At 66.2% G+C, this 20,049-nt stretch carries 17 protein-coding genes; 11 read left to right on the forward strand and 6 right to left on the reverse strand.

Features of this window, described 5'->3' with window-relative positions; all coding sequences use genetic code 11:
- The first annotated feature begins 25 nt into the window (after positions 1-25).
- Both plsY and dprA read left to right on the forward strand, forming a co-directional pair.
- Entirely contained in the window at positions 26-604 is a 579-nt protein-coding gene (plsY, locus tag AWJ14_RS16200) for a glycerol-3-phosphate 1-O-acyltransferase PlsY (protein WP_139112678.1), read from the forward strand.
- Entirely contained in the window at positions 604-1,755 is a 1,152-nt protein-coding gene (dprA, locus tag AWJ14_RS16205) for a DNA-processing protein DprA (RefSeq protein ID WP_066181441.1), read from the forward strand. The genes plsY and dprA overlap by 1 nt, the downstream gene beginning before the upstream one ends.
- Before the next feature lie 24 nt (positions 1,756-1,779).
- Here dprA and AWJ14_RS16210 read toward each other — a convergent pair whose 3' ends face one another.
- The gene (locus AWJ14_RS16210) at positions 1,780-1,989 is read right to left on the reverse strand and encodes a hypothetical protein (protein ID WP_066181444.1); all 210 of its coding nucleotides are present in this window, start codon (positions 1,987-1,989) and stop codon (positions 1,780-1,782) included.
- A 253-nt stretch (positions 1,990-2,242) separates the two neighbouring features.
- Between AWJ14_RS16210 and topA the strand changes: the two genes are divergently transcribed.
- The 6 genes from topA to rpmG all read left to right on the forward strand — a co-directional run bounded on the left by topA (position 2,243) and on the right by rpmG (position 9,975).
- Positions 2,243-4,909 carry a type I DNA topoisomerase gene (gene topA, locus AWJ14_RS16215; RefSeq protein ID WP_066181749.1) on the forward strand — a complete coding sequence of 889 codons (2,667 nt, stop codon included), beginning with the start codon at positions 2,243-2,245 and terminating at the stop codon, positions 4,907-4,909.
- Positions 4,910-4,911: 2 nt separating this feature from the next.
- Entirely contained in the window at positions 4,912-7,287 is a 2,376-nt protein-coding gene (gene rnr, locus AWJ14_RS16220; RefSeq protein ID WP_066181447.1) for a ribonuclease R, read from the forward strand.
- 63 nt (positions 7,288-7,350) lie between these two features.
- Positions 7,351-7,803 carry a DUF983 domain-containing protein gene (locus AWJ14_RS16225; RefSeq protein ID WP_066181449.1) on the forward strand — a complete coding sequence of 151 codons (453 nt, stop codon included), beginning with the start codon at positions 7,351-7,353 and terminating at the stop codon, positions 7,801-7,803.
- Entirely contained in the window at positions 7,800-8,519 is a 720-nt protein-coding gene (locus tag AWJ14_RS16230) for an NUDIX hydrolase (protein WP_245304312.1), read from the forward strand. Before AWJ14_RS16225 ends, AWJ14_RS16230 begins: the two co-directional genes overlap by 4 nt.
- 11 nt (positions 8,520-8,530) lie before the next feature.
- Positions 8,531-9,715, forward strand: a complete 1,185-nt coding sequence (locus AWJ14_RS16235; RefSeq protein ID WP_066181452.1) for an MFS transporter — start codon at positions 8,531-8,533, stop codon at positions 9,713-9,715.
- 92 nt (positions 9,716-9,807) lie between these two features.
- Positions 9,808-9,975 carry a 50S ribosomal protein L33 gene (rpmG, locus tag AWJ14_RS16240; RefSeq protein ID WP_007197024.1) on the forward strand — a complete coding sequence of 56 codons (168 nt, stop codon included), beginning with the start codon at positions 9,808-9,810 and terminating at the stop codon, positions 9,973-9,975.
- 523 nt (positions 9,976-10,498) lie between these two features.
- Here the strand turns inward: rpmG and AWJ14_RS16245 are convergent.
- Both AWJ14_RS16245 and AWJ14_RS16250 read right to left on the reverse strand, forming a co-directional pair.
- Positions 10,499-11,872: a PleD family two-component system response regulator gene (locus AWJ14_RS16245; protein WP_066181455.1), complete on the reverse strand. Its 1,374-nt coding sequence runs from the start codon at positions 11,870-11,872 to the stop codon at positions 10,499-10,501.
- A gap of 15 nt (positions 11,873-11,887) precedes the next feature.
- Entirely contained in the window at positions 11,888-12,259 is a 372-nt protein-coding gene (locus tag AWJ14_RS16250) for a response regulator (protein WP_066181458.1), read from the reverse strand.
- 218 nt (positions 12,260-12,477) lie between these two features.
- Between AWJ14_RS16250 and AWJ14_RS16255 the strand changes: the two genes are divergently transcribed.
- Positions 12,478-12,741, forward strand: a complete 264-nt coding sequence (locus tag AWJ14_RS16255) for a DUF3572 domain-containing protein (RefSeq protein ID WP_066181460.1) — start codon at positions 12,478-12,480, stop codon at positions 12,739-12,741.
- Positions 12,738-13,394 (forward strand): hypothetical protein, encoded by a 657-nt coding sequence (locus AWJ14_RS16260; protein WP_066181463.1) that lies wholly within the window; start codon positions 12,738-12,740, stop codon positions 13,392-13,394. The genes AWJ14_RS16255 and AWJ14_RS16260 overlap by 4 nt, the downstream gene beginning before the upstream one ends.
- 44 nt (positions 13,395-13,438) lie before the next feature.
- On the opposite strand, the gene AWJ14_RS16265 is transcribed toward AWJ14_RS16260, so the two are convergent.
- Positions 13,439-14,017, reverse strand: coding sequence for a GNAT family N-acetyltransferase (locus AWJ14_RS16265; protein ID WP_066181466.1), 579 nt, complete (start codon positions 14,015-14,017; stop codon positions 13,439-13,441).
- 93 nt (positions 14,018-14,110) lie between these two features.
- Between AWJ14_RS16265 and AWJ14_RS16270 the strand changes: the two genes are divergently transcribed.
- Positions 14,111-15,433, forward strand: coding sequence for a DNA polymerase IV (locus AWJ14_RS16270; RefSeq protein WP_066181755.1), 1,323 nt, complete (start codon positions 14,111-14,113; stop codon positions 15,431-15,433).
- Positions 15,434-15,522: 89 nt separating this feature from the next.
- On the opposite strand, the gene AWJ14_RS16275 is transcribed toward AWJ14_RS16270, so the two are convergent.
- The gene (locus AWJ14_RS16275) at positions 15,523-16,287 is read right to left on the reverse strand and encodes a phytochelatin synthase family protein (protein ID WP_066181469.1); all 765 of its coding nucleotides are present in this window, start codon (positions 16,285-16,287) and stop codon (positions 15,523-15,525) included.
- A gap of 71 nt (positions 16,288-16,358) precedes the next feature.
- Complete coding sequence (gene dnaE / locus AWJ14_RS16280) at positions 16,359-19,925, reverse strand: DNA polymerase III subunit alpha (protein WP_083220312.1); 3,567 nt, start codon at positions 19,923-19,925, stop codon at positions 16,359-16,361.
- Positions 19,926-20,049: the final 124 nt, after the last annotated feature.

Raw genomic sequence — 20,049 nt, forward strand, 5'->3', positions numbered from 1 at the left:
CCATTGGACGCTTTCGACGCCGCAAATGCTCGGCGCGCTGCTTGCGGGCTACCTGTGCGGCTCGATCCCGTTCGGGCTCATTCTCACGCGCATGGCGGGCCTCGGCGACGTGCGCAAGATCGGCTCGGGCAATATCGGCGCCACCAATGTGCTGCGCACCGGCAACAAGAAGATCGCGGCGCTGACGCTGCTCGCCGATGCGCTCAAGGGCACGGTGCCGGTGATCGCGGCGCAGCAGTTGCTCGGCCTCGAAGCGGCGCTGATCGCCGGTCTCGGCGCGTTTCTGGGGCATCTCTATCCGGTCTGGCTCAAATTCAAGGGCGGCAAGGGCGTGGCCACCTATCTCGGCGTGCTGCTCGGCCTGGCGCCGGTGATCGTGCCGGTCTTCGCCGTGGTCTGGCTCGGCATGGCGAAACTGTTCCGCTATTCCTCGCTCGCGGCGCTGACGGCGGCCGTGGCGGTGCCCGCCGCGCTCTACCTGTTCGGCCGGCCAGAGGTCGGCTCGCTGTTCGTGGTCCTGTCGCTGATCACGATCCTCAAGCATCACGAGAACATCTCGCGGCTCATCGCCGGCACCGAAGGCCGGATCGGGGACAAGGGCTGATGTCCCCCGGCGGCGAAGGGAGACGCGGTGTCATCCTTTCCGACCGCCAGCGGCTCTCCTGGCTGCGCCTGATCCGCTCCGACAATGTCGGCCCCGCCACCTTCCGGGATCTCATCAATCATTTCGGCTCCGCCGAGGCGGCGATCGAGCAGTTGCCGGAACTGTCGCGGCGCGGCGGGGCGGCGCGCGCGATCAAGGTGGCAAGCGTTGCGGATGCGGAAGCCGAGCTCGAGGCCGCCCGCCGCTTCGGCGCGGTCTTCCTCGGCATCGGCGAACCGGACTACCCCCTCGCGCTCCGCCGCATCGACGGCGCGCCGCCGCTGATTGCGGCCAAGGGCGATCTGTCGCTTGCCACCGCGCCCGCCGTCGGCATCGTCGGCGCGCGCAATGCCTCGGTCACCGGCGCCAAGATGGCGGCACGGATGGCGCGGGAGCTGGGCGCGGCGGGCTATGCAGTGGTCTCGGGCATGGCGCGCGGCATCGACGCGGCGGCGCACCGGGCGAGCCTCGAGACCGGCACCATCGCGGCGCTGGCCGGCGGGCTCGACCAGCCTTACCCGCCGGAAAATCTCGATCTCTACCGCGAGATCACGTCGGGCCGCGGCCTCGCCGTCAGCGAGATGCCGATGGGCTGGGAGCCCAGGGCACGGGACTTTCCGCGGCGCAACCGGCTGATCGCCGGCATCGGCCTCGGCCTGGTGGTGATCGAGGCGGCGCAACGCTCCGGCTCGCTGATCACCGCCCGGCGCGCGGCCGATTTCGGCCGGCTGGTCTTCGCCGTGCCCGGCTCGCCGCTCGACCCGCGCGCCGTCGGCACCAACGGGTTGCTCAAGGAAGGCGCGATCGTGACCACCGAGAGCCGCGACGTGATCGACGCGCTGGCGCCCTCCGGACGGATGTTCGGCGATGACGACGCGGAGATGGAGGAACCCGGCCGCGACGGCGACGCCCCGTTCGAAGAGCCGGGCGAGGACGACCGCGCCCGGGTGGTCGAGGCGCTCGGCCCCTCGCCCGCCGACATCGACGACATCATCCGCCACACCGGGGTCGCGGCGGCGACGGTCTATCTGGTTCTGGTCGAACTCGATCTCGCCGGACGCCTGCACCGCCACCCCGGCGGCATGGTGTCGCTGGCCTTCGACGTGGACTAGGACGATCGGCGCGCCGGGCGCCCCTCATATCAGCGTTTTGGCGATATTGACCGGCCTCTCGCCCTCCAGCACATCGCCGGCTTCGATATAGGCCATCTCGATCAGGTAGCACAGCATGTCGGCCTCCTCGCCGGCTGCAACGGCGCGCAATTCAGCCAGCATCTGCCTGATATAGGTCAGATTTTGCTCGGTTCGGGCCTTGTCCAGGGAAACTTGCGGGGGCCGGCTCGGCATCTTTGCGTCCTCGATTTTCGCCGCAACCGTGCAACGCAGGCTGCCTTGCAACTGACCTCTTCACGATAGTCGAAATATCTTAAATTGCAATATGGTTGCAATCGCGCATTGGTTGTATTCGGGTTGTGAAATGGACCGAAATCGGAACTTGGGCTTGACCGAACCGATTTCCCTGTACATTTCGTGGGCCAAATCGGTACGGCGCGAATTCGCGCGGCATGCCGGATTTTTGGGCTTGAGTGCGAGCAACCTTATGAATGTAGTGGTAGTCGAATCGCCTGCGAAGGCAAAAACGATCAACAAATACCTCGGAAGCGGGTACAAGGTGCTGGCCTCCTTCGGCCATGTCCGGGACCTTCCGGCCAAGGATGGATCGGTGCTGCCCGACGAGGACTTCGCCATGTCGTGGGAGGTCGATACCGCCTCCAACAAGCGGCTCAAGGACATCACCGACGCCCTCAAGGGCGCCGACAACCTCATTCTGGCGACCGACCCGGATCGCGAAGGGGAAGCCATTTCCTGGCACGTGCTCGAGGTGCTCAACAAGAAGAAGGCACTCAAGGACAAGACCGTCTCGCGCGTCGTCTTCAACGCGATCACCAAGAAATCGGTGCTCGACGCCATGAACGCGCCGCGACAGATCGACACGCCGCTGGTCGACGCCTATCTGGCCCGCCGCGCGCTCGACTATCTGGTGGGGTTCAACCTGTCGCCGGTGCTGTGGCGCAAGCTGCCGGGCGCCCGCTCGGCCGGCCGCGTGCAGTCGGTGGCGCTCAGGCTCGTCTGCGACCGCGAAAGCGAGATCGAACGCTTCACCGCCGAAGAATACTGGCAAATTTCCGCCGAGCTGAAGACCCCGCGCGGCGACGGTTTCACGGCGCGGCTCACCGCCCATGACGGCGAGAAGATGACCCGGATGTCGGTGACCGGCGGCGACCGCGCCGGCCGGATCAAGGAGATGCTCGAAGGCGCCTCCTTCGTGGCGGACAGCGTCGAGGCCAAGCCCACGCGGCGCAACCCGCCTGCGCCGTTTACGACGTCCACGTTGCAGCAGGCCGCCTCCTCCAAGCTCGGCTTCAACGCCTCGCGCACCATGCAGGTGGCGCAGCGTCTCTATGAAGGCATCGACATCGGCGGCGAGACCGTCGGTCTCATCACCTATATGCGTACCGATGGCGTGCAGATGGCGCCCGAGGCGATCGAGGAGGCGCGGACCGCCATCGTCTCGCGCTTCGGCGAGCGCTACCGGCCCGACCAGCCCCGCATCTACACCACCAAGGCCAAGAACGCGCAGGAGGCCCACGAGGCGATCCGGCCGACCGGGTTCGAGCGCGCGCCCGACGATCTGAAGCGCTATCTCGACGACGACCAGTGGAAGCTCTACGACCTGATCTGGAAGCGCGCCATCGCCAGCCAGATGGCCTCGGCCGAGATCGAGCGCACCACCGTGGAGATCACCGCGAAGAAGGGCGGCGAGACCGCCGGCCTGCGCGCCACCGGCTCGGTGATCCGTTTCGACGGCTTCATTGCCGCCTATACCGACGCCAAGGAAGACGGCGAGCAGCCCGATGGCGACGACGAGGACAATGCCCGCCTGCCCGAGATCAACGCGCAGGAAGCGCTGGCGCGCGAGAAGATCAACGCCACGCAGCACTTCACCGAACCGCCGCCGCGCTATTCCGAAGCCTCGCTGATCAAGAAGATGGAAGAGCTCGGCATCGGCCGGCCCTCGACCTATGCCTCGACGCTGGCGACGCTGCGCGACCGCGACTATGTCACCATAGACAAGCGCCGGCTGGTGCCCGAGGCCAAGGGCCGGCTGGTGATCGCGTTCCTCGAAAACTTCTTCGAGCGCTATGTCGAGTTCGGCTTCACCGCCGATCTCGAGGAGAAGCTCGACCGGATCTCGGCGGGCGAACTCGCCTGGAAGGACGTGCTCAGGGAATTCTGGACCGAGTTCCACGCCCATATCGACGAGACCAAGGAGCTGCGCGTCACCCAGGTGCTCGACGCGCTCAACGAGGCGCTGGCGCCGCTGGTGTTTCCGACCCGCGAAGACGGATCGAACCCGCGCATCTGCCCCACCTGCGGCACCGGCAACCTGTCGCTCAAGCTCGGCCGCTACGGCGCCTTCGTCGGCTGTTCCAACTATCCCGAGTGCAACTACACGCGGCAATTGTCGAACGACCAGAGCGAGGCCGAGGCGGCGCTGTCGAACGAGCCGAAGGATCTCGGCAAGGATCCGCACACGGGCGAGCCCATCACCCTGCGCTCTGGCCGGTTCGGCCCTTACGTGCAGCGTGGCGACGGCAAGGAGGCCAAGCGCTCGAGCCTGCCCAAGGGCTGGGCGCCCGACAGCATCGACCACGAAAAGGCGCTCGCGCTCATCAACCTGCCGCGCGACATTGGCCAGCATCCCGAGACCGGCAAGATGATCTCCGCCGGGCTCGGCCGCTACGGCCCGTTCGTGCTGCATGACGGCACCTATGCCAATCTCGAATCGATCGAGGACGTGTTTTCGATCGGGCTCAACCGCGCCGTCACCGTGATCGCCGAGAAGAAGGCCAAGGGTCCGGGCCGCGGCCGCGGCACGCCGGCGGCACTGAAGTCGCTCGGCGAGCACCCCGACGGCGGCGAGGTGACCGTGCGCGATGGCAAATACGGCCCCTATGTCAACTGGGGCAAGGTCAATGCGACGCTGCCCAAGGACAAGGTTCCGACCGAGGTGACGCTCGAGGAAGCGCTGGAATTGATCACGGCGAAGGCCGGCGCCTCGGGCAAGAAGGCCCCCGCGAAGAAGGCCGCGGCGAAAAAGGCCCCGGCCAAGAAGGCCGCAGCGAAAACGGACGGCGCCAAGAAGGCGCCGGCCAAGAAAACCGCAGCCAAGAAGAAACCCGCCGCCAAGGCGAAGAAGGACTGACTTTGGCCAAATCGCCCCGCAAATCCCGCGCCGCCGGCGTTCCGGCCGGCAAATCGAGCGCAGGCACGGGGCCGGAGGCCGGCGCCGAGCGGCCGGCCTTCCGCCGGGGCGATCTGCCCGACCGCGACACGATCCTGCGGTTCCTGGCTGAAAACCCCGACCGCGCCTCCAAGCGCGACATCGCCAAGGCCTTCGGCCTCAAGGGCGACACGCGCACGGAGCTGAAGGCGCTGCTTCGGGAGCTTGAGGACGAGGGGCTGATCGAGCGCGACCGCAAGATGCTCAGGCGCCCCGGCAGCCTGCCGGCGGTCACCGTGCTCGAGATCACCCAGCGCAACACCGGCGGCGATCTCGTCGCGCGGCCTGCGGAATGGCTTGAGGATCACGGCGCGGCGCCGGTCGTCACGGTGCGCCAGTCCAATGCCGGGCGCGCCCGCGGCAAGAGCCGCACACCCTCTGTCGCCGCCGGCATCGGCGACCGGGTGCTGGCGCGGATCTTCGCCGACAGCCACGGCTCGAAGATCGTCTACACCGCGCGCATCATGAAGATCCTCGACCGGCGCCAGGGGCTCGTGCTCGGCGTGTTCCGCGCCTCCCCCGAGGGCGGCGGACGGCTGATGCCGATCGACCGGCGCGGCGAGGAGTATGCGATCGAGGCCGACAGTGTCGGGGCGGCTCGCGACGGCGATCTGGTCGAGGCGGAAACCGCCCGGCCCGGGCGCATCGGCCTGCCACGCGCGCGGGTGCAGGCGGTGCTCGGCTCCGTCGACAGCGAGAAGGCGATCTCGATGATCGCCATCCATGCCCACGGCATTCCGCATGTGTTTCCCGACGAGGTGATCAGGGCCGCGGAAGCGGCAAAGCCCGCGCCGCTGTCGGGCGGGCGCGAGGACTGGCGCGACGTGCCGCTGGTGACCATCGACCCCTACGACGCCAAGGACCACGACGACGCGGTCTATGCGGAGGAAGACCCCTCGCCCGACAATCCCGGCGGCATCATCGCCACCGTCGCCATCGCCGACGTCTCCTGGTATGTCCGTCCCGGCTCCGCACTCGACCGCGAGGCGTTGAAGCGCGGCAATTCGGCCTATTTCCCCGACCGGGTGGTGCCGATGCTGCCCGAGCGCATTTCCAACGACCTGTGCTCGCTGCGCGAGGGCGAGGATCGACCGGCGCTGGCGCTCCGGATGGTGTTTACCGCCGAGGGCCGCAAGATCGGCCACCGCTTCCACCGGGTAATGATCAAGAGTGCGGCCAAACTGTCCTACCAGCAGGCGCAAGCCGCGATCGACGGCCACCCCGACGACAAGACCGGGCCGCTGCTCGCCCCGGTGCTCAAGCCCTTGTGGAACGCCTATGCGGTTCTCAAGCGCGAGCGCAACCGCCGCCAGCCGCTCGATCTCGACATGCCGGAGCGCAAGATCCTGCTTACGCCCGAGGGCAAGGTCGACAAGGTGATCGTGCCCGAGCGGCTCGACGCCCACCGGCTGATCGAGGAATTCATGATCCAGGCCAATGTGGCCGCGGCCGAGACGCTGGAAAAGCGACGCCAGCCGCTGATCTACCGGGTGCACGACCAGCCCTCGCTCGCCAAGCAGGAAGTCCTGCGCGAATTCCTGGGCACGATCGGCCTGTCGCTCGCCCGCGGCGCTGCCGTGCGCGCCAGCGCGTTTAACGGCATTCTTGCGCGCGCGGCGGGCGAGCCGCACCAGATCATGGTCAACGAGATGGTGCTGCGCAGCCAGAGCCAGGCGATCTACTCGCCGGAGAATATCGGCCATTTCGGTCTGAACCTGATGAAATACGCGCATTTCACCTCGCCGATCCGGCGCTATGCCGACCTGATCGTGCACCGCGCGCTGGTTGGCAGCCTCGGCTTGGGCGAAGGCGCGATCACCCCGGCCGAGGAATCCGCGCTCGAGGACATCGCCGCGGAAATCTCGACCACCGAGCGCCGCGCCATGGCCGCCGAACGCGAAACCGTGGATCGGCTGATTGCCCACCATCTCGCCGGCCGCCTTGGCGAAGCTTTCGACGGGCGCATTTCCGGCGTGACCAAATCGGGCCTTTTCGTCAGTCTGCCGCAATTTGGCGCAGACGGCTTTATTCCGGTATCAACTCTGGGACTTGACTACTATATCTACGATGAGGCTCATCAGGCCTTGACGGGAGACAGGACGGGCCTGGGCTATCGGCTCGGGGACGCGGTGGAGGTGAAACTGGTGGAGGTGATCCCCCTGGCCGGATCGATGCGATTCGAAATGCTCAGCGAAGGCCGCAAGATGCCCGCTGGCACGAAATCGTTTCACAAGTCCGGCAAGACAAGACGGGGCGGCGCCAAGAAGCCCGGAACCCGCCCGCCGCGCGGCAAACGCTGAGCCGCCGGCAGAGACTATCAGCCGCGACGCCACCGGGCGTCCGGTCAAACCAGGAGAAGTAGGATGCTCGAATTCGGCGGCACGACCCAAGGCAACGACACCGGAAAAGGGCCCCGCAACACAGGCCTGGCGATCAAGCGCGGCCTCCTGGGCCGCTGCCCGCACTGCGGCGAAGGCCGGCTGTTCAGGGCGTTCCTCAAGCCGGTGGATGCCTGCGCCGCATGCGGCGAGGAGATGTTCCACCATCGTGCCGACGATTTTCCGCCCTATCTCGCGATTTTCATCGTCGGCCATATCGTGGTCGCGGGCTTCATGGCAACGGACACCTGGCTGGTGCTGGAAAGCTGGCAGCACCTGATGATCTGGATCCCGATCACGGTCGTCTTGACGCTGGCGATGCTGCCGTCGCTCAAGGGCGGTGTCATCGGCCTGCAATGGGGGTTGCGCATGCATGGGTTCGGCGGCGAGTCGGAGGAACCGATGCTCGCCGACCCCGCCTATGAGGATGCGCGATGAACGACGCGAGTGCGGCGAAGCTCGATCTTCTGACCGAAGATCACCGCAGTCGGACCAGTGCCAAGCGCCATGCGCCGCGCACGCCGCGCGACGCCGCCTCCCTGATTCTCATCGACCGGAGCCACCCGGTGCCGCGCGCGCTGCTGGGCAAGCGCGGCAAGAGCCACGCCTTCATGCCCGATCTCTACGTCTTTCCCGGCGGCCGGCGCGATCCGGGCGACAACCGCACGGCGATGGCGCGCCCGCTCTGCGACGCGGTCGCCGACAAGCTGATGCAGCGCACCCGCACCCGGTTCCAGGCAAGCGCGGCCTGCGGGCTTGCCGTCGCCGCAGCCCGGGAAATGCAGGAAGAGGCGCATTTGTCGCTGACGCCGCCCGAGCACGCCGACTGCTTCCGGCCTGACGTCTCGCATTTCCGCTATTTTGCCCGAGCGATCACGCCGCCCGGCCAGCCGCGGCGCTATGACACGCGCTTCTTCGCGTGCTTCTGCGACGAGCTGGAGCTCGACCCCTCGGCAGTCCGCGACAGCGTGGAACTGCACGACCTCCGCTGGCTTCCCATCGACGCCCATGACAGCCATCCCCTGCCCCGGATCACCAAGGTGATCCTGTCCGATCTGGTGCAGGCGCTGGAGGAAGACCCGTCCCTACCCTTTGGCAGAACGGTTCCGTTTTACTATTTCCGCCACGGACGTTTCGTTCGCGACTTGATTTAAGGCCAGACCAGATGGATCAGACTTCCTCACGCAACCCGGCGATCCGCGAGGAGATCCACTGGCCGGCATTGATCGCAGCCGTTTCGGCGATCACGGCTGTCGGCATCGCCCTCGGCCTGGGGCTGCCGCTTTTGTCCGTCATCCTGGAAAAGCGCGGCGTGTCGCCCACCATGATCGGAATCAACTCGGCGATGGCGGGGATCGCCGCCATGGCGGCTGCACCGCTTTCCACGCTGATCGCCAAGCGCATGGGCGTAGTGGGCGCCATGGTGCTGTCGCTGGTCGCGGCCGCGGCCAGCGCGCTCGGCTTCTATTTCGCCGAGGCCTTGTGGATGTGGTTTCCGCTGCGCCTCGTCTTCCACGGCGCCATCACCATCCTGTTCGTGCTGTCGGAATTCTGGATCAACACCGCCGCCCCGCCCTCGCGCCGCGGGCTCGTGCTCGGCATCTACGCCACGGTGCTCTCGCTCGGCTTTGCCGCAGGTCCGCTGATCTTCTCCGTGATCGGCTCGGACGGGCCGCTGCCGTTTGTGATCGGCGCCGGGGTGATCCTGCTCGCCGCGGTTCCGATCCTGATGGCGCGCAAGGAAAATCCGGTGATCGAAACCGGACCCAATCACCCATTCCTGCGCTATGTGTTCCTGGTGCCGACCGCCACCGCCGCCGTGTTCGTGTTCGGCGCGGTCGAATCGGGCGGCCTGTCGCTGTTTCCGGTCTATGCGACGCGCACCGGCTTTACCGAATCGCAGGGCGCGCTGCTGTTGATGATGATGGGGCTCGGCAATGTGCTGTTCCAGATCCCGGTCGGGCTGATTGCCGACCGGATCGGCGACCGCCGCCGGCTCTTGTCGCTGTTTGCGATCATCGGCCTGGTCGGCTCGCTGTCGCTGCCGTTCCTGATCCACAACTGGGTGGTGACGGCCACCATCCTTCTGTTCTGGGGCGGCTGCGTGGCGGGCCTTTACACGGTGGGGCTCGCGCATCTGGGCGACAAGCTGCACGGGGCCGAGCTGGCTTCGGCCAACGCGGCCTTCGTGTTCTGCTACGCGCTCGGCATGCTGGTGGGCCCGCAGACCATCGGCGTGGCCATGGATGTGGCCGGGCACCACGGCTTTGCCTGGTCGTTGGCGTTCTTTTTTGCTCTTTATGTGGTCCTGAGCCTGTTTCGCATCCTGCTCGGCCCAAAACGGGCTTGACTTTCGGCGGCGCTTTTGTAGGTTCCGCCCAAGTTTCGCCGTGGGGCCATGTGTGCTGTCCGCGGCTTCATTTTTGAAGAAGGCAAGACACCATGGCCAAGGCGACCACCATCAAGATCAAGCTCCTGTCGACCGCCGACACCGGCTTTTTCTACGTTACCAAGAAGAACAGCCGTACCTTCACCGACAAGATGGTGAAGACCAAGTACGACCCGATTGCCAAGAAGCACGTCGAATTCAAGGAAGCCAAGATCAAGTAATCCTGGCTTGCCCCGCCTCCGGGCGGCGACGAGATCGAGACAACAAAAAACCCGCTTCCTTCCGGAAGCGGGTTTTTTGTGTCGAAGGCCGATCAAAATGAATGCGTGGAACGAGGATGCCACTGTGCATCGATCTCGACCGGCCACCCCACGACCCAGGAGATGCGGCGGACCTGAACATCATGGGGTTTTCGCAAGCACTGGCAAATGCAAGATGTCGCATTGACAGTGCCGAACGCGGTGTGTTGAGAGGACTTTTGTCCCAATCCCAAAAAAAATCAATAGTTTCTTAACCCTCTATCAAGTCTGTCCACGATTGTGGTTAATCCGGGCGTGCGAATCGCCGTTTTCAGTGGACAATCCGGGCGCAGCTTGCGGTTCCGCGGGCACTGTCCAGCAAAGCTGGCCGCGGCACGGCCAATGACAGCGCCGAGAACCTCGCCAGCGGCGAAAGCCAAGGCGCAATTATTTGTTATTACTTGCTTTTAAAGAAGAAGCGCAGATAGCGGCAATGCCGGCCGCGTCAGGCGGCCTGGCCGACCACGCGGTTGCGACCGTCATGCTTGGCCTGGTAGAGCGCCTTGTCGGCCCGGCGCAGCAGCGCATGCGCCCCCTCGCCCTGCTGTTCGAGCGTGGCGATGCCCACCGAGGTGGTCACATGCACGAGCGCGCCCGAGGCCGAGACCCTGAAGGGCGCCGTGGCGATTTCCGCGCGCAGCCGCTCGGCGACCTGGACCGCGATGTCGGACGTGGTGTCGGGCATCACCACGACAAATTCCTCGCCGCCATAGCGGCAGGCCAGATCCGCGCCGCGCACCGCACCCTGCAGGCGCCGGGCGAACTGGCGCAACACGTCGTCGCCGCCCTCGTGGCCATGGGTGTCGTTGAAGGCCTTGAAGTGGTCGATATCGGCGATCAGCACCGACAGCGGCCGGTTGCGCCGGTGCGAGCGATCGACCAGCGTGGCCAGATGGGTGTCGAGATAGCGCCGGTTGTTCAGCCCCGTGAGCGCGTCGGTGACGGCAAATTCGACCGATTCCGTGAGGCTGGATCTCAAACTGTCCGAATAGCGCTTGCGGCGGATCTGGGTCACGCAGCGGGCGATCAGTTCGTTGGGGTCGAGCGGCCGCATCAGGTAGTCGTTGACGCCGAGTTCGAGCGCGCGGTTGACCATCTCCTCCTCACCCTGCTCGGCCACCACCAGCATGGGAATGAATCGAGTCCGCTCCAGCGAGCGCAATTGCGAACACAGCCGCAGCGGATCGTAGTCCTCGAGCGAGGACGAGACGATCACCAGTTCGTAGGGTTTTTCCGCCGCTTCGAACAAGGCCGCCTGCGGATCGCCGATCGCGGTCACCTCGGCGATGCCCTGGAGGGCGCGGTTCATGCGGTCCTGGGAATGGGCGCGGCTGTCGACCAGCAGCACCATGCCGGGCTCTTCGAGCTGGCTCTGGTGTGGCGCGAGCAGGGTCTCGATGCCAATCGAGCGCGCGGTCTCGGCGCGCAGGCGAAGTTCGTCGCTGAGCGCCTTGAAGCGGATCAGGCTCTTCACCCGGGCCATCAGCTGGAGATCGTTGACGGGCTTGGTGAGAAAATCGTCCGCGCCGCATTCGAGCCCGCGCACCCGGTCGGAGGGCTGGTCGAGCGCGGTCACCATGACGACGGGAATATGGGCGGTGCGCGGATTGGTCTTGAGTCGCTCGCACACCTCGAATCCGTCGATGCCCGGCATCATGATGTCGAGCAGCACCAGATCCACCGTGGTCTGGTCGCAGATCGCCAGCGCCGCATAGCCATCACCGGCAGTCAGCACGTCGAAATACTCGGCCATCAGCCGGGCTTCGAGCAGCTTGACGTTGGCGGGTATGTCGTCGACCACCAGGATGCGCGCGGTCATGGGTTCTCTCCGCTCTCAGGCATCGCCCAGGTAGGTCTTGATGGTTTCGATGAAGCGCGGAACGGAAATCGGCTTGGAAATATAGGCCTCGCACCCACCCTGGCGGATGCGTTCCTCGTCCCCCTTCATGGCGAATGCGGTCACGGCGATCACCGGAATCACGTGCAGGTCGTCGTCCTCCTTGAGCCATTTGGTGACTTCGAGGCCGGACACTTCGGGCAGCTGGATGTCCATCAGGATCAGATCGGGACGGTGCTGGCGGGCCAGATCCATCGCCTCCAGTCCGTTGCGGGTCTGGATGGTCTTGTAGCCCGACGCTTCGATCAGGTCCCGGAAGAGTTTCATGTTGAGTTCGTTGTCCTCAACAATCATCACCTGCTTTGTCATTCGCGTTCCCATCCCCGGCCCGGCCAGGCAGCGCGCCTTCCGGACCCTGTTGTCGCCGGTGGCAGGCGGCCGGAACCATCTGCGTCACGCCGCCCTTGCCTGCGCCGATTTCGGGCGGCATCTCCAGTCAACGGCCCCACCTTAGTTCCATTAGGTTGAAAAAGTGGTAATCCATCGTTGCGAATACGGACCATGTCGAAACGAAGGTGAAGCAGAATATGGCGCATGCGGAAGAAACGGCGATCTCGGTGCTCGTCTGGCTTGCCGGCGAACCGGAGCTGATGGGCCGCTTCCTGGCCCTGACCGGGCTTGAAGCGGACAACCTGCGCGAGGCCGCGCGCGAGCCCGGCTTCCTCGCCGGGGTGCTCGGCTTCCTGATGAGCCACGAACCGACGCTGATGGACTTCTGCGCCGCCACCGACACCCGGCCCGAAGCCGTGGTGCAGGCGTTTCGCGCGCTCGGCGGAGACGAGGCGCAATGAAGCTCATTCCCGACGCCGAGCATGACGAGCTGGTGCTCACCGACCGCCCGCTGATCGTCTGCGACATCGACGAGGTGGTGCTGGAATTCATCACGCCCTTCCAGGCCTTCCTCGTGGCCAACGGCCACGAGTTGCGGGCGACCTCGTTCCGCCTCAACGGCAACGTGTTCAGCCTTGCCGATGGCAGCGAAACCCCGAATGCGGAGGTGGCCCGGCTCGAGGAAGCCTTCTTCGCCGCCCAGGACGCCTGGCAGACGCCGGTGCCCCGGGCTGCCGAAAGCCTCGAGCGGTTGGCGCGCGATGCCGACATCGTGTTCCTGACGGCGATGCCGCCACGCCACCGGGCGCTCAGGCGGGGCCTGCTCAGCAAATACGGATTCGACTATCCGATGATCGCCACCGAAGCCGCCAAGGGCCCCGCGGTCTCTGCGCTGCATGGCGAGCGGCCCCAAAGGCTGGTCTTCATCGACGACATCTTCATCAACCTGAACTCGGTGCGCAGCCACGTGCCGCAGGCGCTGCTGCTCAACCTGATCGCCAACGACACGTTCCGGGCACTCGCCCCCAATCCCGGCGACGATGTCGTGCTGCCGTCCGACTGGCCCCATGCCGAAGAAGTGATCCGCGCGCATTTCGCCCAGGCCCCTGACTGACGCGCACGACCTTTCGTCCGCCCGGCCAAACCCTGCTGGCGCGGTCACGCCATCACCTTGCGCATCAGCGGACGGCCGGGCTTGCGTTCGGCCACGGTCTCGAACCCGGCCTTTTCGAACACCGCGGCGGAGCCCACGAACAGGCCGACCGACTTCGACTGGCTGGCCTGACGGATCGGGCATGCCTCGACCGCCCGGGCGCCGTTGCCGCGCGCATGATCGACGGCTGCGGAAAGCAGCGCGTGGCTGATGCCCTGCCCGCGGCGCTTCGACAGGATGAAGAAACACGAGATCGCCCACAGCCCCGCGTCGTCCGGATCGTCCCCGTCGAGCGGGCGCGAGACGGTGCGGGTGGTGTTCCAGCGCGGCACATGGGCGCGCGGGGTGACCTGCACCCAGCCCACCGGCTCATCGCCATCGAGCGCGATCAGGCCGGGCGGCAGCTCCGCCGCGGTGGCGGCCTTGAGCAGCGCCTTCTTGTCTTCCTTGGCCATCGCGGCGCGCGCCTGCGGCGCCAGCCGGAAATAGCTGCACCAGCAGCCGTAACAGGCCCCCTGCGGCCCGAACAGGGTCTCCAGCTGCGGCCAGAGCGCAGTTGTGACGGGCAGAATCGTCAGCTCCATAAGCGGCTCTTTCCATCGGTGGTCGCACTTGTGAGTCGAAACGATATTGCGTAATCTGCCCATGTTCAACCTTTGTTCTCACGCGCCGCGCCCATGCTCCCAGCGTCCTCGCCTTCCGAACCGGTCCCCGGTTTTTGCCGTGACTGCCTGGCGCCGGCCCGCGCCGGACTCAGGCGCTGCCATGCCTGCGGCAGCCCGCGGCTGATCCGGCATCCCGAGATCGAAACGCTGACACTCGCCCATGTCGATTGCGACGCGTTCTATGCGACCGTCGAGAAGCGCGACAATCCGGAGCTTGCCGACAAGCCGGTGATCGTCGGCGGGGGCAAGCGCGGGGTGGTGTCGACCTGCTGCTACATCGCCCGCATCCACGGCGTGCGCTCGGCGATGCCGATGTTCAAGGCGCTCGACCTGTGCCCGCAGGCCACCGTGATCAAGCCGAACATGGAGAAATACGCCCGGGTCGGGCGCGAGGTGCGGATGCTGATGGAGGAGCTGACGCCGCTGGTGCAGCCGATCTCCATCGACGAGGCGTTCCTCGATCTGGCCGGCACCGAACGGCTGCACAAGGACACGGCGGCGCGCACGCTGGCGAGGTTTGCGGTTCGTGTCGAAGCCGAGATCGGCATCACCCTGTCGGTCGGCCTGAGCTACTGCAAGTTTCTCGCCAAGGTCGCCTCCGACCTCGACAAGCCGCGCGGCTTTTCGGTGATCGGCAAGCAGGAGGCGCTCGCGTTTCTGGCGCCCCGCCCGGTGACAACGATCTGGGGCGTGGGCAAGGCCTTTGCCGCGGCGCTCGAACGCGACGGCATCCGCACCATCGGGCAATTGCAGACCATGGAACAGACCGCGCTGATGAAGAGCTACGGCGTGATGGGCAAGCGGCTCTACCAGCTCTCGCGCGGCGAGGACGAACGCACGGTGCAGCCCAACGAGGGCGCCAAGAGCGTGTCTGCCGAAACCACCTTCAACACCGACCTGTCGAAAGCCGAAGACCTGGTGCCGGTGCTCAGGCGGCTGTCGGAGAAGGTTTCGGCGCGGCTCAAGGCCTCGGGCATCGCCGGCCAGACGGTGGTGCTGAAGCTCAAGACACCCGACTTCAAGAGCCGCACGCGCAACTTTAAGCTCGAGGACCCGACGGTGCTGGCCGACCGGATTTTCCGCACCGGGCTCCACCTGCTCGAGCGCGAACTCGGCCACGACCGGTTCCGGCTGATCGGCATCGGGGTCAGCGACCTGACCGACGCCGCACGCGCCGACCCGCCGGATCTGGTCGATCCCGCGGCCGCGCGCCGGGCCGTGGCCGAGAGCGCGATCGACAAGGTGCGACAGAAATACGGCCGCGACCTGGTCGAGACCGGTTACACGTTCCGCAGGGACAAGGAAGCCGCGCCCCAGCGCGACCGCGACAAGTAGTGCTGCGACGCCGCTTCATAAGTTGAATCAGGAAACTCACGAAATGAATCAGGAAACGGCCATAAGTGCCTGTTTCGGAACTTTACTTGCTACCGGAGGATGTGCACCAGCCCGCCGGTCTCGCCTTCGAGCACGCCATGCTCGGCGCTGGTGGGCTTGAGCATCGCTTTCAGCAGCACCGGCGTCGGGGTCCAGTAGGGAATGTACCATTCCTGGTCGACCTCGAGGATCAGCACCTTGTCGGCCGCGGCGTCATAGGCGCCGATCACCGAGACATGCGGTCCGTCCCAGTCGCCCGTCACCACGCCCTGGTTGAAGTAGAGCAGCAGCGCATCGTCCGCCGAGGCTTCGTTGGCCGCAAGCAGCGCGCGCACGGCGTCGAGCGTGGCGGCATCGTCGGCGGCGGGCTTCAGTGTTTCGGTGCGGTAGCCGTCCATGCCTGCGGCCGTGAGCGCCTTGCCGGTGAAGGCCACCAGCTGGTCGAAGGTCACGCCGTCGCCACCTTCCGCGGAGAGTTTGGCCCATTCGGGATCGGCCACCAGCTCCAACATCTGCGGCTGCGTCGTCACCGTGTCCTCCGCCTGCGGCGGCAGGCCGCGCAGGCCGTTGAGCGCGCCGGTGACGGCGGCAATCGAGCAGGCCGAACTGGTGAACTGCGGTTTGACGAAGGCCGAGAACGCCCAGTAATCGGGCGCCGGCGCTCGGGTGAGATAGGCATGGTCTGCGGTCAGCGGCACGGCATCCGGCCCGAGCTTGGGCGCGGGCGCATCCCCGGCCGCGGCGCCGGCCACGGCAAGCAACGACGACAGGACGAAGGCCGGCAGCAGCCGGGCGAACCGAAGGGCCTTGAACATGGGTAGTCAATCCTTGCCTTGGAGAAAGCAGTGATACTAGCAAGGCGCCGACCGCCGTCAATCGCCCCCCGTCACACCAGTTCGACGTCGAGCACGCCTGGCGCCGTTTTCAGCGCGGAGGCGAGCTGCGGCGTGATCTTGTAGCGATCGGGCAGCATCACCTCGATCTCGCGGCGGCCGTCATCCTTGATCATGACGAAGGACACCTGGCCTTCGCCACGGGACTTCAGATGCGTCGAGACGGAGTTCAGCGGCCGCGCGTCGCGCATGAAGACGCGCAGCGCCGACTGGCCGCGGGCCGCGCGGTCCTCGAGCGAATCCGCGGTCTGGATCCTGAGCCCGATGCCTTCCGGCCGCTCCTCGGCATTGACCGTGATGACGATCGACTTGCCCGGCTCCAGAAGGTCGCGGTAGAGCGCGAGGCCTTCGGAAAACAGCACCGCCTCATATTGGCCGGAGCTGTCGGAGAAGGTGACGATGCCCATCTTGTTGCCGGTCCGGGTCTTGCGCTCCTGCTTGCTGGTGACGGTGCCGGCGAGCCGGCCGGCGGTGGCGCCGGCCTTGACCGCGAGCGAGAAGTCCGCCCAGGTCTGCACCCGCATTTTGGCCAGCAGATCGTTATAGGCGTCAAGCGGATGCGCGGAGAGATAGAAGCCCAGCGCTTGGTATTCGCGGTGCAGCTTCTCGGCCGGCAGCCAGGGCGGCGCCGCGGGCAGATGGATCGTCTCCGAACTCTCCTGCGAGGCCCCGCCCATGCCGAACATGTCGCTCTGGCCGCTGATGCGGTTCTCCTGCGCGCGCTGGGCAAAGCCGAGGATCCGGTCGAGGCCCGCGCTCAGCGCCGCTCGGTCATGGCCGAAGCAGTCGAGCGCGCCGGCGGCGATCAGGCTTTCGAGCACCCGCCGGTTGACCTGGCGCGGATCGATGCGGGTGCAGAAATCCTCGAGCGAGGCAAACGGCGTGTCGCCGCGCACCTCGACGATATGCTCGACGGCCGCGTCGCCCACGCCCTTGATGGCGGCGAGCGCATAATAGATCCGGTTGTCGCCGGTTTCGAAGTGGCGGAAACTGGTCTGCACCGAGGGGGCGGCCACCTCGATCCCCAGCCGCTTCGCATCCTGGCGGAAATCGTTCAACTTGTCGGTGTTCGACATGTCGTAGGTCATGGACGCAGCCAGGAACTCGACGGGATAATGCGCCTTGAGATAGGCGGTCTGGTAGGAGACGATGCCGTAGGCGGCGGCGTGCGACTTGTTGAAGCCGTAGTTCGCGAACTTGGCGAGCAGGTCGAAGATCATGTCGGCCTGCGGCTTGGAGACATTGCGCTCCACCGCGCCCTCGACGAAGCGGGCGCGCTGCTTGTCCATCTCCTCCTTGATCTTCTTGCCCATGGCGCGGCGCAGCAGGTCGGCTTCGCCGAGCGAATAGCCGGCGAGCACCTGGGCGATCTGCATCACCTGCTCCTGGTAGACGATCACGCCCTGTGTCTCGGCCAGCAAGCCGTCGATCTTGGGGTGGATCGAGGCCAGTTCCTCCTCGCCGTGCTTGCGGGCGTTGTAGACCGGGATGTTCTCCATCGGGCCGGGCCGGTAGAGCGCCACCAGCGCGATGATGTCCTCTATGCGGTCGGGCCGCATCCCGATCAGCGCTTTGCGCATGCCCGCCGATTCCACCTGGAACACACCCACGGTCTCGCCGCGCGAGAGCATCTGGTAGGTGGGCTGGTCGTCGAGCGGCAGCGCTTCGAGATCGACCGAAATCCCGCGCTTGGCGATGAAATCGACCGCGGTCTTGAGCACGGTCAGCGTCTTCAGGCCGAGAAAGTCGAACTTGACCAGGCCCGCCTGCTCGACCCATTTCATGTTGAACTGGGTGACCGGCATGTCCGAGCGCGGGTCGCGGTACATCGGCACCAACTGCGACAGCGGCCGGTCGCCGATGACGATGCCCGCGGCGTGGGTGGAGGCGTGGCGGTAGAGGCCCTCAAGCTTCTGGGCGATGTCGAGCAGGCGCTCGACGGCGGGCTCCTTCTCGATCTCCTCGTTGAAGCGCGGCTCTTCTTCAATGGCCTTGTGCAGCGGCGTCGGGTTGGCCGGGTTGTTGGGCACCAGCTTGCAGATCCGGTCGACCAGGCCATAGGGCATTTCCAGCACGCGGCCGACATCGCGCAGCGCGGCGCGCGCCTGCAGGCTTCCGAAGGTGATGATCTGCCCAACCTGCTCACGGCCATATTTCTTCTGCACGTAGCGGATCACCTCTTCGCGGCGGTCCTGGCAGAAGTCGATGTCGAAGTCCGGCATCGAGACGCGGGCGGGGTTGAGGAAGCGCTCGAACAGCAGCGAAAACCTGAGCGGATCGACGTCGGTGATGGTGAGCGCATAGGCCACCAGCGAGCCTGCGCCCGAGCCGCGGCCCGGCCCCACCGGGATGCCCTGGTCCTTGGCCCATTTGATGAAGTCCGACACGATCAGGAAGTAGCCCGGGAACTTCATGGTCTCGATGATACCGAGTTCGGTTTCAAGCCGCTCGCGATAGTCGGTTTCGGTAAATCCCTCGGCAAGGCCGATGCGGGCGAGCCGGCGTTCGAGCCCTTCGACCGACTGGCGACGCAGTTCCGCCGCTTCCGCGGCGAGCGCGGCCGCCGGGTCGTCCTCGCCGCCACCGGTGAAGCGCGGCAGGATCGGCGCGCGGGTCTCGACGATGGCGCTGCAGCGCTGTGCGATCTCGATCGTGTTGGCAAGCGCCTCGGGGATATCGGCGAACAGCCGCATCATCTCGGCGCGGGACTTGAGGCAATGGTCCACGCTCAGCCGCGGCCGCCGGTCGTCCGACATCACCGCGTTGTTGGCGACCGCCATCAGCGCGTCATGGGCCTCGAAATCGTCGGGCGTGGGGAAAAAGGCCTCGTTGCTCGCCACCAGCGGCACCTCGCGCTGATAAGCGAGCGCGATCATCTTCGATTCATGCCCGCGGTCGTAGCCGCGCTGGCGCTGCAGTTCGACATAGAGCCGGTTGCCGAACACTGCCTTGAGCTTGTCGAGCCGCGCTTCGGCGATCTCGGAGTGGCCGTCGCGCATGGCCTGGTCGACCGGGCCGCCAGCAGCACCGGTGAGCGCGATCAGGCCCTCAGCCCCCTCCTCGAGCCAGGACAGCGCGATATGCGGACGCTCGGCCCCTTCGCCGCCGAGATAGGCGCGGCTGACGAGCGCCACCAGCCGGTCGTAGCCGGCCGCAGTCGCGGCAAAAAGCACGATATGCGGCGGCTTTTGCAGATGGTCGCGGTGCGACGGCCGGCGCTCGCCGCCGGTGGCATCCTCCATGTCGATGTCGAGCTGGCAGCCGATCAGCGGCTGGATGCCGGCCTCCATGGCCTTGACCGAGAATTCGAGCGCCCCGAACAGGTTGTTGGTGTCGGTGATCGCCAGCGCCGGCTGCTCGTCGGCCACCGCGCGCTTGATCAGGGTCTTGATCGGCAGCGCGCCTTCCAGCAGCGAATAGGCGGAATGGACGCGCAGATGCACGAAACCGGGCCAGATGCCGGGCTCATGGTCGTCGCCCCCCTGCCCGTCCCCGCCTGCCTGTGGCTTGCCCGCAGCCAGATTGGCCAGCAGCTTGGCCGACTTGCTTTCCCGCGCCATTGAAATCCCCTGACGTTTGATCCGAGGCCCGGCGCCGGAACGGCGCAGCCAAAGACTCAAGCGTCAATTGTGAGGACCCGGCGCTCAATGTCCAGAGCGGCGCGTGGAAAACGAACATGGTGCA

The organism is Parahoeflea olei, assembly GCF_001703635.1.
Taxonomy (GTDB): Bacteria; Pseudomonadota; Alphaproteobacteria; order Rhizobiales; family Rhizobiaceae; genus Hoeflea; species Hoeflea olei.

Excerpts from the sequence above, each read along its gene's own strand:
- plsY (WP_139112678.1), top strand. The coding sequence starts at position 26 with ATGCTCGGCGCGCTGCTTGCGGGCTACCTGTGCGGCTCGATCCCGTTC.
- dprA (WP_066181441.1), top strand. The coding sequence starts at position 604 with ATGTCCCCCGGCGGCGAAGGGAGACGCGGTGTCATCCTTTCCGACCGC.
- AWJ14_RS16210 (WP_066181444.1), bottom strand. The coding sequence starts at position 1,989 with ATGCCGAGCCGGCCCCCGCAAGTTTCCCTGGACAAGGCCCGAACCGAG.
- topA (WP_066181749.1), top strand. The coding sequence starts at position 2,243 with ATGAATGTAGTGGTAGTCGAATCGCCTGCGAAGGCAAAAACGATCAAC.
- AWJ14_RS16225 (WP_066181449.1), top strand. The coding sequence starts at position 7,351 with ATGCTCGAATTCGGCGGCACGACCCAAGGCAACGACACCGGAAAAGGG.
- AWJ14_RS16230 (WP_245304312.1), top strand. The coding sequence starts at position 7,800 with ATGAACGACGCGAGTGCGGCGAAGCTCGATCTTCTGACCGAAGATCAC.
- AWJ14_RS16235 (WP_066181452.1), top strand. The coding sequence starts at position 8,531 with ATGGATCAGACTTCCTCACGCAACCCGGCGATCCGCGAGGAGATCCAC.
- rpmG (WP_007197024.1), top strand. The coding sequence starts at position 9,808 with ATGGCCAAGGCGACCACCATCAAGATCAAGCTCCTGTCGACCGCCGAC.
- AWJ14_RS16245 (WP_066181455.1), bottom strand. The coding sequence starts at position 11,872 with ATGACCGCGCGCATCCTGGTGGTCGACGACATACCCGCCAACGTCAAG.
- AWJ14_RS16250 (WP_066181458.1), bottom strand. The coding sequence starts at position 12,259 with ATGACAAAGCAGGTGATGATTGTTGAGGACAACGAACTCAACATGAAA.
- AWJ14_RS16255 (WP_066181460.1), top strand. The coding sequence starts at position 12,478 with ATGGCGCATGCGGAAGAAACGGCGATCTCGGTGCTCGTCTGGCTTGCC.
- AWJ14_RS16260 (WP_066181463.1), top strand. The coding sequence starts at position 12,738 with ATGAAGCTCATTCCCGACGCCGAGCATGACGAGCTGGTGCTCACCGAC.
- AWJ14_RS16265 (WP_066181466.1), bottom strand. The coding sequence starts at position 14,017 with ATGGAGCTGACGATTCTGCCCGTCACAACTGCGCTCTGGCCGCAGCTG.
- AWJ14_RS16270 (WP_066181755.1), top strand. The coding sequence starts at position 14,111 with ATGCTCCCAGCGTCCTCGCCTTCCGAACCGGTCCCCGGTTTTTGCCGT.
- AWJ14_RS16275 (WP_066181469.1), bottom strand. The coding sequence starts at position 16,287 with ATGTTCAAGGCCCTTCGGTTCGCCCGGCTGCTGCCGGCCTTCGTCCTG.
- dnaE (WP_083220312.1), bottom strand. The coding sequence starts at position 19,925 with ATGGCGCGGGAAAGCAAGTCGGCCAAGCTGCTGGCCAATCTGGCTGCG.